The sequence below is a fragment of the Pseudomonas donghuensis genome, from assembly GCF_000696345.2.
In the GTDB taxonomy this organism is placed as follows: domain Bacteria; phylum Pseudomonadota; class Gammaproteobacteria; order Pseudomonadales; family Pseudomonadaceae; genus Aquipseudomonas; species Aquipseudomonas donghuensis.
The window spans coordinates 1,923,178-1,940,049 of the sequence record NZ_CP071706.1 but is presented as its reverse complement, the minus strand read 5'-3'; the positions used below and the strand labels follow the sequence as shown (position 1 = coordinate 1,940,049).

The following is a 16,872-nucleotide window of genomic DNA, read 5'->3' as shown; positions in this document are numbered from 1 at the left end:
GCCCTTCATCGCATTGCCAAGGCGTCGACATGCGCGTTTTTCTGTTTGCCCTGATGTTCCTGCTAAGCGGCCTGAGCCAGGCCAACCCGTTTGCCCAGAGCGACTTCCTGCCGGTCAACAAGGCCTTCGTGTTCAGCAGCGAACGCCTGGAGACCGGGCAGATGCGCCTGCACTGGCAGATCACCGACGGCTACTACCTGTACCAGAAACGCCTGAAATTCGACGGCCTGGCGCCGGAGCAGCAGCCCGAATTGCCCGCCGCCCTGCCCCACAGCGACGAGTATTTTGGTGAAACCCAGGTATACCGTGGCGAACTGGAACTGATCCTGCCCGCCAGCGCCAGCGGTGAACTGCGCATGGGCTGGCAAGGCTGCGCCGATGCCGGCCTGTGCTACCCGCCACAAACCAGCCTGGTCAGCCTGGGCGGCACGACCGTCGACACGCAAGCCAGCGACCAGGCCCTGGCCGGTGGCCTGCAGCAGTCCACTCTGGCCTGGAGCCTGCTGGCCTTCCTCGGCCTGGGCCTGCTGCTGGCCTTCACCCCGTGCTCCCTGCCGATGCTGCCGATTCTCGCCGGGCTGGTCCTGGGCAGCGGTGCCAGTGCCCGCCGCGGCTGGTTGCTGGCCAGTGTCTATGTGCTGAGCATGGCCCTGGTGTATGCCGCCCTGGGCGTGGTTGCCGCGCTGCTGGGGGCCAGCTTTCAGGCCTGGCTGCAGCAACCCTGGCTGCTGGGCACCCTGGCCGGCTTGTTCGTGCTGCTGGCCCTGCCGATGTTCGGCGCCTTCGAGCTGCAGCTGCCGGTGTGGATTCGTGACCGCCTGGAGCGGGCCGGGCACGGCACCCGTGGCGGCAACCTGTATGGCGCCGCCTTGCTCGGGGCCTTGTCGGGCCTGCTGATGGGCCCGTGCATGACCGCACCGCTGGCCGGCGCCCTGCTGTATATCGCCCAGAGCGGCAACGCCGTGCATGGTGGCCTGGTGCTGTTCACCCTGGGCGTGGGCATGGGCTTGCCGCTGCTGTTGCTGGTGACCCTGGGCAACCGCTACCTGCCACGCCCGGGCGCCTGGATGAACCGGGTCAAGGGCCTGTTCGGCTTCGTCTTCCTGGCCATGGCGCTGTATACCTTGCGCGCGGTGCTGGAGCCGTCGCTGTGGCTCGGCCTTGCCGGCGCCTGGCTGATCGCCCTGGCCTGGGCCGCGTGGCCGGCGTTGCAGGCACTGCGAGCGCTGCGCGCAGCGTCGCTGCTGCTGGGGTTCTGGGGCAGCCTGTTGATCGTTGGCGCTGCCGCCGGTGGCAATGACCCGTGGCAACCGCTGCAGCCGTTTACCGCCGGCAACGGCCCGGCAACCCTCGCCGAGCACCGCGATGCCTTCACCACCGTGAGCCAGCCAGCCGACCTGCAGCGTGAGCTGGAGGCGGCCAAGGCCCAGGGCCAGTGGGTGATGCTCGACTACTATGCTGACTGGTGCGTGTCGTGCAAGGTCATGGAAAAACAGGTCTTCGCCCGTGCCGACGTGCTGGCGGCACTGAGCGGCGTGCGCCTGCTGCGTCTGGATGTAACCGCTGATGCAGCGTCCAGCCGCGAGTTGCTGCTGCGCTACCAGGTCCCGGGCCCGCCCAGCCTGATCTGGATCGGCCCGGAGGGCAGCGAACGCCGGGCCCGACGCATCACCGGTGAAATCGATGCGGCGAACTTTCTCCAACACTGGGCCGCCACCCGGAGCCAAGGATGATGCTGACTGTCGCGCTCGGGCCGCTGACCATGGCCCTGAACCACCTGCTGCTGATCTGTGCCCTGGCCCTGGCCAGCCTGGTCGGCTGGCGCGTCGCCAAGCGTGGTGGCGACAACCCGGAATCAGTGCTGTTCGGCCTGTTCTTGCTGGGCCTGTTCAGTGCTCGCGTGGGTTTTGTCATCCGCTACTGGTCAATGTACCAAGGGGACCTGCTGCAGATCATCGACCTGCGCGACGGCGGCTTCCTGCTCTGGCCAGGCCTGCTCGCGGTCGCCATCGGAGCGTTCTGCCTGGCTTATCGCCGGCCGGCCCTGCGCCGGCCGCTGGGCTGGGGACTGCTCAGTGGCGGCCTGTTCTGGCTGCTCGGCAGCCTGGCCAGCCATCTCTATGACCAGGGCACACAACTGCCCGACATGAGCCTGCGCAAGGCCAACGGCCAGGCCGTACAATTGGCCGAGTACCGCGGCAAGCCGCTGGTGATCAACCTCTGGGCCACCTGGTGCCCGCCGTGCCGGCGCGAGATGCCGGTGTTGCAACAGGCCCAGGGCGACTACCCGGACATCACCTTCCTGTTCGTCAACCAGGGCGAGGCGCCACAAACCGTGGTCACCTTCCTCGCGACCACGGGCCTGAACCTTTCCCACGTATTGTTCGACAGTGGCGGCCAACTGGCACAGAAAGTCGGCTCCATGGCCCTGCCCACGACCTTGTTCTACAACGCCGAGGGCCGCCTGGTCGGCAGCCACCTGGGCGAACTGTCGCGTGCCAGCCTCAGCCACGCCCTGCAATCTTTCGAGCGCGCGCCCGCGCCTGCCGCCCCATCCCCCACAAGGAACGTCGCATGCGATCTCTGCTAAAACTGCCCCTCACGCTGGCCCTGGGCCTGATAACCAGCCCACTGGTGCTGGCCGAAGACTTGCCCAAGGCCGTCCAGCAGCTGGAAGCCAAAGGCGCGAAAATCAAAGGCAGCTTCGATGCCCCCAACGGCCTGCGCGGCTATGCCGCCGAGTACCAGAACCGCGGCTTGGCGCTGTACCTGACCGCCGATGGCAAGCACGTGCTGGTGGGTAGCCTGTTCGACGAGCAGGGCCAGGACCTGAGCCAGGCGCCGCTGGAAAAACTGGTGTATGCGCCGATGGCCAAAGAGGTCTGGGCGAAGATGGAAAAAACCGCCTGGATCGCCGACGGCAAGGCCGATGCACCGCGTATCGTCTACCTGTTCAGCGACCCCAACTGCCCGTACTGCAATATGTTCTGGCAGCAGGCGCGGCCCTGGGTCGAGTCCGGCAAGGTGCAATTGCGCCATATCATGGTCGGCATCATTCGCGAAGACAGCCCGGGTAAATCCGCCACATTGCTGGCCAGCCATGACCCGGCCAAGGCCCTGGCGCAACATGAGCAGGCCGGCAAGGCTAGCACCCTCAAGGCCCTGGAGAAGATTCCCGAAGCCGTACAAAGCAAGCTCGACGCCAACCTGGCGGTGATGGAAGAGCTCGGTCTGTCAGCAACGCCGGCCATTTTCTACCTGGACGACCAGCAACAGCTGCAAACCCAACAGGGCGCACCGCGACCGGAGCTGCTCGGCAAGATCCTCGGCAAACGTTGAACAGCCGGCGGATGTAACAACAGGGCGGTCACGGCGTCTGGAGAATACCTGCCTCATCCAACCACAGGACCTCGCCATGACCCGCCCTGCCTGCCTTGACCGTTTCCTCCACTCCTCCCTCGACATCCAGCTGCTGCGCTGGAGCCTGATCCTGATCTTCTTCGGCTTTGGCTATACCAAGTGGTTCGACTACGAAGCCCAGGCGCTGATCCCGCTGATCGATAACAGCCCGCTGTTGTCCTGGCTGCACCTGGCCTTTGGCATCCAAGGCGCCAGCTATGCACTGGGCGTAGCAGAATGGGCGACTGGCGCGGCGTTGCTGGCCGGTATCTGGCAACCGCGGGTGGCAGTGATCGGAGCACTGGGTTCAGTGCTCACCTACACCACCACCCTGACCCTGATCATCACTACCCCGGGCGGCTGGGAGAACAGCGCCGGGGGCTTTCCGGCCATGGGTGGGGCGACGTCCTTCCTGATCAAGGACGCCGTATTGCTTGCCGCATCGGTCGCCTTGCTCAAGCACGACCTGCTGCGTACCCGCCCCGCCCCGGCCTGAAGCCCTACAGCGCTTCCAGCTCGGCCATCAGGTCACTGAGGCGGTCGACCTTGTCGTCGCTCAGCTCACTGGCCTTCAGGCCCTCGACATAGGTCGCCAGTTCCTCGACGGTACTGCACTCGAACATGGCCCGCAGCGGCACGTTCAGTTGCAGCACCTTCTGCACCCGCGAAGCGATCTGGGTGGCCAGCAATGAATGCCCGCCCAACTCGAAGAAGTTGTCGCGTACCCCGACCCGCTCAGCCTTGAGCACCTCGGCCCAGATACCGGCCAGGGTCGCTTCCAGTTCGCTGCGCGGTGCCAGGTAGGCCTGACGGTGCTGGGCGCCGATGTCGATGGCCGGCAAGGCCTTGCGGTCGAGCTTGCCGTTGGTATTGAGCGGCAGTTGCTGGAGCCAGGCCCAGTGTAGCGGCACCATGTACTCCGGCAGCTCGGCACGCAGACGCTGCTTGACCTGTTCCAGCTGCACGGAGGTATCGGCGCCTGCGTTGCTGGCCACCAGGTAGCCAACCAGGTGCTTGCCGTTGACCCCGTCCTGTACCCCGACCGCCGCATCACGAATCGCGCTCTGCTCATGCAGGCGTGCTTCGATCTCGCCCAGTTCGATGCGGTAGCCGCGAATCTTCACCTGATGGTCGATGCGCCCGACGTACTCGAGCACACCGTCGGTACGCCGACGCGCCAGGTCGCCAGTGCGATACAAACGTTCACCAGGCGCACCGAACGGATGCGGGATAAAGGCTTGCGCGGTGCGCACCGGGTCACCGACATAGCCACGGCCGACGCCGGTACCGGCAACGCACAGCTCGCCCACCGCCCCTAACGGCACCAGCGCCTGATCGTCGCCAAGCAGGTACAGGCGGTTGTTGTCGGTCGGCGTGCCGATCGGCAGGTAGCTGCCCCGGGTCGAGGCGGCATCGACGCGGAAGAACGCCACGTCATCCGAGCACTCGGCCGGGCCATAGGCATTGACCAGGCCAATGTGCGGATAACGCTGCAGCCACTGCGACGCCAGTTCCGGCGGCATCGCCTCACCGGTCGGGAGCATCCAGCGCAAGCCATCGAGCTGTTGGTGGTCGTTGGCAAGCATGCCCTGGATCAGCGACGGCACGCTCTCCAGCACGCTGATGCCGGTAGCCTGCACATGCACCAGCAAGCCCTGCGGGTCGTGGGCAATGGCATTCGGCACAATCGCCACCTGGGCACCAAACAGCGGTGCGGCGAGGAACTGCCAGACCGAAATATCGAAGCTCTGCGAGGCGGTCTGGGCAATCACGTCCTGCTCGTCCAGTTGCAGGTACGGCACCTTGCTCAACTGGTTATTGAGCATGCCGCGCTGCTCGACCATCACCCCTTTGGGCAGCCCGGTGGAGCCGGAGGTGTAGATAACATAGGCGAGGTTGTCCGGCCCGCTGTAGATGCCCGGGTTGCCATCCGGCCCGGCAGTTGCCTGGATCTGCTCCCAGATCAGCAGTTTCGGCCGCCCGGCACAGCTCAACTCGTCGAGCAAGGCACGCCCCTGCTCGGCACAGGCTTCACTGCACACCAGCACCGGTGTGCGGCTCAGTTCAACGATCCGTTGCAGGCGCGCACCGGGCAGGCCAGGGTCCAGCGGCAGGTAACCGGCGCCGGCCTTGAAGCAGCCGACGATCATGCCGAGCAATGGCAAGTCGCGTTCGGCCAGCAACGCCACTGGCTGATCGACCGCCACACCGGCGCCCACCAGGGCATGGCCCAGGCGGTTGGCCTGGCGGTTGAGCTCGGCATAGCTCAGCGTCTGCTCCAGGCAACGCGCGGCAATACGCTGTGGATGCGCCGCCACCCGCGCCTCGAACAATTCGGCGTAGCTCTGCTCCAGACTGTAGGCCTGCTCGCTGCGGTTGCAGTCATCGAGCAGGAAACGCCGCTCGGCTTCACCGAGCAACGGCAGTTCGCTGACATCGCCCTGGAAGCCCTCGGCCAGGGCCAGCAGCAAGCGCTTGAACTCGGCCAGCAAGCGCTCGACCGTGGCAGTATCGAAGTAACGCTGGTCGAACGACAGGTGCAGCCCCAGGTCGTCGCCTGGATAACAGACGGCGGTCAACGGGAAGTTGGTGTGGGTGCGCCCGGAATCGGAGCTGGCGTTAAGGCTCTGCGCTCGATCAAGTACGGCAACCTCCACCGGCGCATTCTCGAATACGAACAGGCTGTCGAACAGCGGCTGGCCCTTGGGCAGCTCGCTGCACTCCTGGATGCTCACCAACGGCAGGTACTCGTACTCGCGCAGCTCCATGTTGCGTTCCAGCAGGCCTTGCAGCCACTGGCGCACGCTGCAGCGCTCACCCGCTGCGGGCAGTTTCACCCGCAGGGCGATGCTGTTGATGAACAGCCCGACCGTGCGCTGCATCTGCGGCATGCTCACCGGCCGGCCGGCCACGGTAACGCCGAAGACCACGTCGCGCTCACCGCTGTAACGGCTCAGCACCAGCGCCCACGCGGCTTGTGCAAAGGTGTTGATGGTCAGCTGATGAGCCTGGGCCAACTCGCGCAGGCGGGCACCATCGACGGCATCGAGGCGGGTGTAGCAATCGCCGACGACCATGCCGGCATTCTCCACCGCGTGGTCACGCAGCAATGGCCGGTCGCTGGGCACCGCGGTGCTGCGCTCGAAGCCTTCGAGGTTGTTGCGCCACCACTGGCGCGCCTCGTCCAGGTCCTGATGCTGCAACCAGCCGATGTAGTCGCGGTAGCGCGGCGGCACCGGCAACTGCTCCTGACGGCCCTCGCCCATGGCCAGGTAGATCTCGAAGAAGTCGTTCATCAGCAGCGAACGGCACCAGGCATCGATGAGGATGTGGTGGTTGCTCATCATGAACCAGTAGCGGTCCGCGCCCACTCGCACCAGGCGCAGGTGGAACGGCGCCTGCCGGAGCAAGTCGAAACCGGCTTCGCGCTCCTGCTTGTGCAACGCTTGCAGGCGCGCTTCCTGTTCAGCTTCGGGAATAGCGGACCAGTCCTGATAGTCGACCGGCGTCGCCCCCGGCTTGTGAATGATCTGCAGCATGGCCTCGCCCGCATTCCAGCAGAACGAAGCGCGCAAGGCCTCGTGACGGCCGACCACCGCTTGCCAGGCTGCGGCGAAACGCTGCGGGTCGAGGGCGCTGTTGATCCGGTAGCGGTCCTGCATGTAGTAGATGCCGGTGCCCGGTTCCAGCAGGGTATGCAGCAGTAGCCCCTCCTGCATCGGCGTCAGCGGGTAGACATCCTCGATCTGCGCAGCGGCGACCGGCAAGGCATCGATCTGCTCCTGGCTCAACTGCGCCAGGGGGAAGTCCGAGGGTGTGAAGCTGCCGGCGCCCGGGCTCAGGCAATGCTCGATCAGGCCGATCAGTTCCAGGCGGTAGGCCTCGACCAGGGTTTCGATGGTCTGCAGGTCGTAACGCTCGCGGCTGAAGGTCCAGCGCAGTTGCAGCTCACCGCCATAGACCTGGCCATCAACGCTCAGCCAATTAGGCAGCGGCGACTCCAGGTCGTGGGCCAGCCCGGTACTTTCATCCACCGGCTGGTACAGCGCGCCGGCCTGGAACTGCTGGTCGAACTGGCCCAGGTAGTTGAAGGTGATACGCGCCTGCGGCAGCGCGGCCATGGCTTCGCGCACCGGGGTGTCGGCCAGGTAGCGCAGCACCCCGTAGCCCACACCCTTGTGCGGCACAGTGCGCAGTTGCTCCTTGATGGCCTTGATCGAAACGCCTTGCCCCGCAGCCCCTTCGACGTTCAACGGGTTCAGGCTCAGCGGATAGGCACTGGTGAACCAGCCGACGCTGCGGGTCAGGTCCATGTCCTCGAACAGGTTCTCGCGGCCGTGGCCTTCCAGTTGCACCAGCACCGAACTGTCGCCGCTCCAACGGCACAGCACGCGGGCCAGGGCGGTCAGCAGCAGGTCGTTGACCTGGGTGTGATAGGCACCGGGTGCCTCCTGCAGCAGTTGCCGGGTGCGGGTCGCGTCCAGGCGCACGCTGAGGGTTTGCGCCTGCTGGTGCAGATTGGCCCCTTGCGGATGATCACAGGGCAGTTCGCGGCTGGCGGTACTCAACTGTGCCTGCCACCAGGTTTGCTCGTCACGCAACGAATCACTGCCAGCATAGGCCACCAGCCGCGCGGCCCAGTCGCTCATGGCGCGGGTCTTGGCCGCCAGCAACTGACCGCGGTACAGCGCCTGCAAGTCTTCCAGCAATACGCGCCAGGAAACGCCGTCGACCACCAGGTGGTGGATCGCCAGCAACAGGCGCTGGCGCCCCTCGCCGTCCTCAACCAGTAAGGCGCGCAGCAGCGGCCCCTGCGCCAGATCGAGGCTGCGCTGCACATCGCTGTACAGGGCCTGGCAGTCAGCCAGATCGGTCACCGACGCTTGCCAGAGCAACTCGCGGTGGTCGGCCTGGGCGTATTCGCTCTGCCATTGCCCATCGGCCTGGGTGAAGCGCAAGCGCAAGGCATCATGCTGCTGCAGCAACTGCTGCAACGCCTGCTCCAGGTTCTTGCCATGCAAGCGTTCGACCGGCGCCAGCAGGACCGCCTGGTTCCAGTGCTGGGGTTGCGGCACATCGCTGTCGAAGAACCAGTGCTGGATCGGCGTCAACGCCGCACGTCCGCTCAGCGGGCCCTGATCGACCTGGGTGGTTTCACTGCGACTGACCACCGTGGCCAAAGTCTGGACGGTCTGATGCTGGAACAGGTCGCGCGGGGTGAAGTGCAGCCCGGCCTGACGCCCACGGCTGACCACCTGGATCGACAGGATCGAGTCGCCACCCAGTTCGAAGAAGTTGTCCTGCAGACCGACCTGCTGGACATTCAGCACTTCACGCCAGATCGCCGCCAACTGCTGTTCCAGCTCGCTGCGCGGCGCTTCATAGTGCTGACGGCCCTGCTCCAGGTCCGGCGCCGGCAACGCGCGGCGGTCAAGCTTGCCGTTGCCGGTCAACGGCATTTGCGCCAGCAGCACCAGGTGGGTCGGCACCATATAGTCCGGCAGGTGCAGGCGCAACTGCGCCTTGAGTCCGTCGCGCAGCTCGGCCTGCCCGGCGGCATCGGCCTGGGCCTGGTCGCACACTAGATAAGCGGCCAGTTGCTTGCCGCCAGGCATGTCCAGGGCCAGCACCACCGCCTCGCGCACCGCCGGGTGTTCGAGCAGGCGGGTTTCGATCTCGCCCAGTTCGATACGGAAGCCACGAATCTTCACCTGATGGTCGATACGCCCGACATACTCGACCAAACCGTCGGCACGTTGGCGCACCAGGTCGCCGGTACGGTACAGGCGCCCGCCGTTGTCGCTGAACGGGTCAGCGACAAAACGCTCGGCGCTCAAACCCGGGCGTTCGTGGTAACCCTGGGCCAGGCCGGCGCCACCGACGTACAGCTCGCCAATGCCACCTTGCGGCAACAGGGCCAGGTCGGCATCGAGGATGTACGCCGTGCGGGCACCGACCACGCGGCCGATCGGCACACTGCCGGCGCCGGCTTCAAGTTGCTCGGGAGCCAGGCACGCCAGGGGCATGACCACGGTTTCGGTCGGGCCATAGGCGTTGTAGAACTGCTGCGGCGTGAACGCCTGGCGAATTCGCTGCAGGTGCTCGCCGGTCAAGGCCTCGCCACCGGTAATCACCAGGCGCACCGGCAGGCTTTCATTGCGGCTGGCCAGCCACTGGGCGAGCTGGCTGCCATAGCTGGGCGTAAAGCCTAAGATCGACACCTGCTGCTCGCGGATCAAGCTGCAAATCTCTTGCGCCCCCCACTGCCCTTGCCCACGCAAAACTACCCGTGCACCACAGAGCAACGGCACCAGCAAGCGCTCGGTGGCAGCGTCGAAGTTGATCGAATAAAAATGCAGCTCGCAGTCGTCGCTGCGCATGCCAAAACGCTCGATCACCGCCTGGCAGTGCATGGCGATTTCACCATGGCTGACCACCACGCCCTTAGGCTTGCCGGTGGAGCCAGAGGTGTAGATCAGGTAGGCCTGATGACCCGGCAAGGTCAGCGCTGGCAAGGCTTCGCGACTGTAGGCGGCAAGCGCATCGCGGTCCTCTTCCAGGCACCAGCGGCCGACCTCGGCGGGCAACGCCCCGAGGGCCTCGAACAGTGCACGCTGGCCCAGCAGCAACGCAATGCCGCTGTCCTCGATCATGTAATGCAAGCGTTCCAGCGGGTACTCCGGGTCCAGTGGCACATAAGCGCCCCCGGCCTTGAGGATCGCCAGCAGGCCAACCACCATCTCCAGCGAGCGCTCCAGCGCCAGGCCGACGCGCACCTGCGGGCCGACGCCGCGCTCACGCAGCACGCGGGCCAACTGGTTGGCGCGGGCGTCGAGCTCAGCGTAGCTCAGGTGCTCACCGGCAAAGGTCAGGGCCAGGGCATCCGGCTGACGTGCTGCTTGTTCACTGAACAGCTGGTGAATGTTCTGCCCCAGCGCCAGGGCGCTGTCGCCCTTGAGCGAATCGCACAAGGCCCTTTGCTCGACCGCCGCCAGCAACGGCAACTCGCCCAGGCGTTGCTCGGGATCACCCAGCAGTGCCACCAGCAGGTTCTGCCAGTGGGCGGCCATTTTCGCGATGCGCGGCGCGTCGAACAGGTCGCGGCTGTAGGTCAGGCAGCAACCCAGGCAGCGGTCGAGGTCGGTGACTTCCAGGTTGAGGTCGAACTTGGTCGCGCGGGCGTCGTTGACCAGGTACTCGACCTGCATCCCGGCCAACTCGCGGCTTTGCTGGAATTCCCAGCGCTGGACGTTGCACATCACCTGGAACAGCGGGTTGTAGGCACTGCTGCGAGGCGGTTGCAGGGCCTCGACCAGTTGATCGAACGGCAGGTCCTGATGGGACTGGCCATCGATCACGGTCTGGCGCACCTGCTCGATCAACTCAGCGACGCGCATTTGCCCGTCGAGCTGGCAACGCAGCACCTGGGTATTGAGAAAGGCGCCGATCAGGCCCTCGCTTTCCGGACGAATACGATTGGCCACCGGCGCACCGATACGCAGGTCGGTCTGGCCACTGTAGCGGTACAGCAACACCGCCAGCGTGGCGGTCATGGTCATGAACAGGGTCAGGCCGTGCTCGGCATTGAAGGCGCGTACCCGCGCGGCCAGCTCCGGGCTCAGGTCGAAGCGATAGAGCTCACCGTGATGGCTCTGCAGCGCCGGGCGCGGACGATCGGCAGGCAGTTCGAGCACCGGATGCTCATCGCCCAGCTGGGCTTGCCAGTAATCCAGCTGACGCTGGCGCTCGCCGTTTTCCAGCCACTGGCGCTGCCACACGCTGTAGTCCAGGTACTGCACCGGCAACGGTGGCAGCGGCGATTCGCGCTCGTCGACAAAGGCCTCGTAAAGCTCGCCCAGCTCGCGGGCGAAAATATCCATGGCCCAGCCTTCGGTAACGATGTGGTGCAGGGTCAGCACGAAGTAGTGCTCTCGCTCGCCAGCCTTGACCAGGCAGGCGCGCAGCAGTGGCCCGCGCTCCAGGTCGAAGGGCTGGTGCGCCTGCTCGTCGGCGAACGCCTGCAGGCGTTGCTCGCGAACCTGCGCTGTGGCACTGGAGAAATCCAGCCAGCTCATCTGCAGGTTGCTGTCCTCGGCCACGCACTGATACGGCACGCCGTCGATGCTCGGGAAGGTCGTGCGCAGGGTTTCGTGGCGCACGATCAGCGCTTGCAGCGCCTGCTCGAAACGGCTGACATCCAGCACCCCGCTCAGGCGCGCCATGCCGCCGACGTTATAGGCCGGGCTGTCCGGCTCCATTTGCCAGAGGAACCACATGCGCTGCTGGGAGTAGGACAGCGGCACCGCCTGGCGACGGTCGATGCGCTGGATCTCGCCTTGCAGGTTGTGCGCACCGCTGCGCTGGATTGCCTCCACTGCCGCGGCAAAGGCGCCCAGCTCGCTGGCCTCGAACAAGGTGCGCAGCGGCAACTCGACGTTGCAGGCCTGGCGGGTACGGGAAATGATCTGGGTGGCCAGCAGCGAGTGGCCGCCCAGGGCAAAGAAATCGTCCTGCAAGCCGACCCGCTGGATACCCAGCACCTCGCGCCAGATCGCGGCAATCTGTTGCTGCAGGGCGGTACCCGGTTCGATGTGTTCACGCGATTGCCATTGCGGCTCGGGCAAGGCCTTGCGCTCGATCTTGCCGCTCGGGCCCAGCGGCATCTGCGCCAGGTGAACCAGTTGCGCTGGCACCATGTAGGCGGGCAGTTGCTCGGCCAGGGCTGCCAGCAACTGCGCGCTCGCGTCGATACCGCTGTAGTAGCCAACCAGCTGCGGGCCGGCGGCGCTGTCGCGAATCATCACCAGCGCCTGCTCGACGCCGGCCTGCTTCAATAGGCAAGCCTCGACTTCTTCGGGCTCGACCCGGAAGCCACGCAGCTTGACCTGCTGATCGAGGCGGCCAAGGTACTCCAGCGCCCCCAGGTCAGCCAGCCAGCGCGCCCGGTCGCCACTGCGGTACAGGCGCTGGCCGTCGCCATCGGGCTGCGGCACGAACCGTTCAGCGGTAAGCCCCGCACGCCCCAGGTAACCCCGGGCCAGGCCGGCACCGCCCAGGTACAGCTCACCCGGTACGCCAGGCGGCGTCGGTTCCAGCTCGGCATCGAGTACCCGGCACAGCACATTGGCCAACGGCCGGCCGATCGGCGAGCGCGTGCCGTCGGCAGCGCTGCATTGCCAGTGAGTGACGTTGATGGCGGTTTCGGTCGGGCCGTAGCGGTTGTGCAGAGCCACCTGCGGCAATACCTGCTGCACCCGCTCGCGCAGGTTTGCCGACAGTGCCTCACCGCCAGAGAACAACCGGCGCAGGCTGCTGCACTGTGCGGCCAGCGGTTCCTGGACAAACACCTGGAGCAAGGCCGGAACGAAATGCAAGGTGGTCACGCCATGCTCGCGCACCAGCTCGGCGATGCGTTGCGGGTCGCGGTGCTCGCCAGGGCCGGCGAGCACCAGCTGGCAACCGTTGGCCAGCGGCCAGAAGCATTCCCACACCGACACGTCGAAGCTGATCGGCGCCTTTTGCATCAGCACGTCGCTGTCATTCAATGCATAGCGCTCCTGCATCCACTGCAGGCGCTCGGCCAGTGCCGCATGGGTGTTGCCAACGCCTTTGGGTTGGCCGGTGGAGCCGGAGGTGTAGATCACATAGGCAAGATTGTCACCGTGCAGGTGCAGGCCCGGCGGCTGGCTTGGCCAGCTGTCGAGCTTGAGGCGGTCCATGGCAATGGCGCTGACCTCGGCCGGCAGGCTCAGGCGCTCGAGCACGTCGCTGTGACTGAGCAGCAGGCTCGCGCCACTGTCGGCGAGCATGTAGGCCAGACGCTCGGCTGGATAATCGACATCCAGCGGCACATAGGCCCCCCCGGCCTTGAGAATGGCCAACAAGCCAATCAGCAGTTGCGGCGAACGATCGGCGGCAATGGCCACGCACACATCCGGGCCGACGCCCTTGTCACGCAGGTAATGGGCCAGACGGTTGGCTTGCTGGTGCAGGCTGGCGTAGTCGAGACAGCCGCCCTGCCACACCAGGGCGGTACGCTCCGGGGTCTTGCGTGCCTGTTCGTTGAGCTGCTCGACCAGCCAATGCTGCGCCTGCGGTGCCGGGGCCTGGCCCCACTCGAGCAACCGCGCGCGGCCCTCGGCATCGAGCAATTGCAGCGCGCCAAGGGTGACGTCAGGTTGCGCGCAGACCTGTTCCAGCAAGCCGGTCAACTGTTCGATCAGGCGCTGCACGGTCGCCGCTTCGAACAGTTCCACGGCGTAGTCGAACGACAGCGTCAGCCTGCCCTGATGGTCCTCTTCACTGTGCAGTTGCAGGTCGAACTTGGCCTCGCGGCTGTGCCAGGGCAGTTCTTCGGCGAGCACCCCCGGGAGGCGGCGCAAGGCGCTGAGGTCGCGCTGCTGATGGTTGAACATGACCTGGAACAGGCCCTGCTCGCGCGCTTCGGGGAAGGCCTCGAGCAGTTGTTCGAACGGCAGGTCCTGGTGGGCCTGGGCCTCCAAGGTGGTGTGGCGCACCTGGGCCAGCAACTGCTTGAACGGCAAGCGGCCATCAAGCTGTGCGCGCAGCACCTGGGTATTGATGAAAAAGCCCACCAGGCCCTGGGTTTCCAGGCGCGGCCGATTGGCGTTGGGCACCCCGACACGGATGTCGGTTTGCCCGCTGTAACGGTGCAACAGGCTCTGGAAACCGGCAAGCAAGACCATGAACAGCGTGGCGTCATGAGCGCGCGCGAGGCTGCGCAAGGCTTCGGCCAGGCTCGGCTGCAGGCGCACGCTCAAGCGCGCGGCGGCATTGCTTTGGCGGTTTGAACGTGGGTAGTCGGTGGCAAGATCGAGCACCGCCTGCTGCTCACCGAGCCGATCCTTCCAGTACGCCAGTTGCCGGGCGCTTTCGCCCTGGGCCAGCCATTGGCGCTGCCAGCTGCCGTAGTCGGCATAGTCCAGGTGCAAAGCCGCCAGCTTGGCCTCCTGGCCCTGGCAATGAGCCGCATACAGGCGCGAGAACTCGTCGATGAGAATGTTCATCGACCAGCCGTCGGCGATGATGTGGTGCAACGTCACCCACAGCTGATGCTCTTCGCTGTCCAGGCGCACCAGAGTCACGCGCAGCAGCGGGCCCTGGTGCAGATCGAAGGGTTGCATGGCTTCGGCTTCGCGCTGCGCCAGCACTTCCTGGTCACTGGCGCCAGACAGATCCAGGCGCTGCACGCTAAACGCCAGGCTCGGCAGGATGCGTTGCAGTGCCTGGCCATCCTCCTCGGCGAACACCGTGCGCAGGGACTCGTGACGCTCGACCAGGGCCTGGAAGCTGGCCTGCAACGCCGCTTCGTCCAGTTCGCCACGCAGGCGCAGGGCACCGGGTATGTTGTATGCCGCGCTGTGCGGCTCAAGCTGCCAGGTCAGCCACAGGCGGTTTTGCGCCAGCGACTGCGGCAGGGCCTGCTCGCGGCCGAGGCGGCTGATGGCACCCCGGGCGACACCGCCATCGTTCTGCAACGCCGTCACCGCGGCGCTGAAGTCGGCCAGGGTCGGCGCCTCGAACAGCACCCGTACGCCCAACTCAAGCCCCAGTTCATCACCCAGGCGCGCACAGACCTGGGTGGCGGCAATCGAGTTGCCGCCGAGCAGGAAGAAGTGATCGTCCGCGGCAATCTGCTCCACGCCCAACTGCTCACGCCACAGACGGCCGATCCGGGCCTGCATGCCGGTCGCCGACGCATCTTGCTCGGCCACGGCCGCCGCCTGCTGATCGGGGAAGCGCGCATAGCAATCGAGGCTGCCGTCGTCCATGCGCAAACGGCAGGCCGAACGCTGCAGCTTGCCGCTGGACGTCTTCGGCAATGCGCCCGGGTTGAGCAGCAGCACCACCGCCGGGGCTTGCTGGCAGGCATCGGCGATCACCTGACGCAGGGTCTTGATCAGGCTCGCCGGGGTCATGATCTTCTGCACGTTGCGGCTGATCTCGACGGCGACGCCAATACCCTCCTCGCCATTGTCATCGACCGCGAATACCGCCACACGCCCTTTGCGCAGGACCTCGACCTCCCGCTCCAGGGTCTTTTCCAGATCTTGCGGGTAGAGGTTGTGCCCGCGCACGATCAGCAGGTCCTTGAGGCGACCGGTAACGAACAGCTCGCCGTCGCGCAAAAAGCCCAGGTCGCCGGTGCGCAGCCAGGTACGCCCGCTCTGTTCGACGAAGGTGGCGGCGGTGGCCTCAGGGTTGCGCCAGTAGCCTTTGGCAATGCTCGGACCGCTGGCCCAGATCTCGCCCACCTGGTTATCGGCCAGCACGGCCAGGCTGTGCGGCTCGACAACCTGCAGCGCATGCTCGGGCTGGCTGCGCCCGCAGCTCATCTGCAGCGAGCCGTTGCCTGGCGCTGCCCGGTTGCATGCCAAGGCCTGGGTATCCAGCTCAAGCGCGCCAATCCCCTGGCCACGGGTGCTGCCGCTGACAAACAGGGTGGCCTCGGCCAGCCCGTAACTGGCGAAAAAGTGTTCCGCGACGAATCCGCAGGGCGCGAACTTGTCGGCAAAGGCCTGCAGGCTGTCCTGGCGGATCGGCTCGGAGCCGGAATAGGCCACCCGCCATTTGCTCAGGTCGAGGCTGGCCATTGCCGCGGCACTGACCCGTTCGCTGCACAGCCGATAGGCGAAATCCGGCCCACCGCTGATGGTGCCACCGTGATCGCTGATCGCCTGCAGCCAGCGCTGCGGCCGCGCCAGAAAATACGCCGGGGCCATCAACACACAAGGCACGCCGCTGAAGATCGGTTGCAGCAGACCACCAATCAGGCCCATGTCGTGGTACAGCGGCAGCCAGCTGACGATCACGTCGTCCGGGTTTGCATCGATACCAAAGCCATGGCGAATCAACACTTCGTTGGCCACCAGGTTGCCGTGGCTGACTTGCACGCCCTTGGGCAAGGCAGTAGAGCCGGAGGTGTACTGCAGGAAGGCAATGTCATCGGCCTGCAAGGTCGGCGCCTGCCAACCGCCAGCCAGCTCCGCTGCCAGGCTATCGACCGCCAGCAATTGCGGCGCCGCGGGGTCGGCCAGCACGTCGAGGGCCTGCAGGCTGTCCTGCAAGGCGCTGATGGTCAGCAACAGGCGTGGCTCGGCATCGTCGATGATCGACAACAGGCGCTCCTGATGGTGGCGTCGTGAAGACTCCGGCGGGTAGGCCGGCACAGCAATCACACCGGCATACAAGCAGCCGAAGAACGCCGCGACGTAGTCCGGGCCACTGGGAAACAACAGGATCGCCCGATCCCCCACTGCAGTGCGCGCCTGCAAGGCAGCGGCGATGGTCCGCGCTCGCAGGTCAAGGTCGCGATAGGAAAGCACGGCTTCATCGCGCGGGTCTTCGGCCAGAAAGCGCAAGGCAACCCGATCCGGGCTGAGCGCTGCACGTTGAGCCAGTGCCTGGACCAGCGTAACCGGGAGTTCGAAGGCGTCCGTCATGGGGGTTCCT

At 65.9% G+C, this 16,872-nt stretch carries 5 protein-coding genes; 4 read left to right on the top strand and 1 reads right to left on the bottom strand.

Features of this window, described 5'->3' with window-relative positions; translation table 11 throughout:
- Nucleotides 1–29 precede the first annotated feature (29 nt).
- The 4 genes from dsbD (at nt 30) to BV82_RS08850 (ending at nt 3,895) form a co-directional block, all read left to right on the top strand.
- Nucleotides 30–1,733, top strand: coding sequence for a protein-disulfide reductase DsbD (gene dsbD / locus BV82_RS08865; protein WP_036994393.1), 1,704 nt, complete (start codon nt 30–32; stop codon nt 1,731–1,733).
- On the top strand, nt 1,733–2,590 hold the full coding sequence (locus BV82_RS08860) for a TlpA family protein disulfide reductase (RefSeq protein ID WP_026001474.1): 858 nt from the start codon (nt 1,733–1,735) through the stop codon (nt 2,588–2,590). The genes dsbD and BV82_RS08860 overlap by 1 nt, the downstream gene beginning before the upstream one ends.
- A complete protein-coding gene (dsbG, locus tag BV82_RS08855) occupies nt 2,575–3,339 on the top strand; it encodes a thiol:disulfide interchange protein DsbG (protein WP_010225966.1) in 765 nt (254 codons plus the stop codon). The genes BV82_RS08860 and dsbG overlap by 16 nt, the downstream gene beginning before the upstream one ends.
- A 76-nt stretch (nt 3,340–3,415) precedes the next feature.
- Entirely contained in the window at nt 3,416–3,895 is a 480-nt protein-coding gene (locus BV82_RS08850) for a YkgB family protein (protein WP_036994392.1), read from the top strand.
- Between the two features lie 4 nt (nt 3,896–3,899).
- Here BV82_RS08850 and BV82_RS08845 read toward each other — a convergent pair whose 3' ends face one another.
- Nucleotides 3,900–16,862, bottom strand: a complete 12,963-nt coding sequence (locus BV82_RS08845; RefSeq protein ID WP_036994391.1) for a non-ribosomal peptide synthetase — start codon at nt 16,860–16,862, stop codon at nt 3,900–3,902.
- Nucleotides 16,863–16,872: the final 10 nt, after the last annotated feature.

What these genes read in the sequence shown, in the direction of transcription:
- BV82_RS08845 (WP_036994391.1), bottom strand. Translation starts at nt 16,862, where the DNA reads ATGACGGACGCCTTCGAACTCCCGGTTACGCTGGTCCAGGCACTGGCT.
- dsbG (WP_010225966.1), top strand. Translation starts at nt 2,575, where the DNA reads ATGCGATCTCTGCTAAAACTGCCCCTCACGCTGGCCCTGGGCCTGATA.
- BV82_RS08850 (WP_036994392.1), top strand. Translation starts at nt 3,416, where the DNA reads ATGACCCGCCCTGCCTGCCTTGACCGTTTCCTCCACTCCTCCCTCGAC.
- BV82_RS08860 (WP_026001474.1), top strand. Translation starts at nt 1,733, where the DNA reads ATGCTGACTGTCGCGCTCGGGCCGCTGACCATGGCCCTGAACCACCTG.
- dsbD (WP_036994393.1), top strand. Translation starts at nt 30, where the DNA reads ATGCGCGTTTTTCTGTTTGCCCTGATGTTCCTGCTAAGCGGCCTGAGC.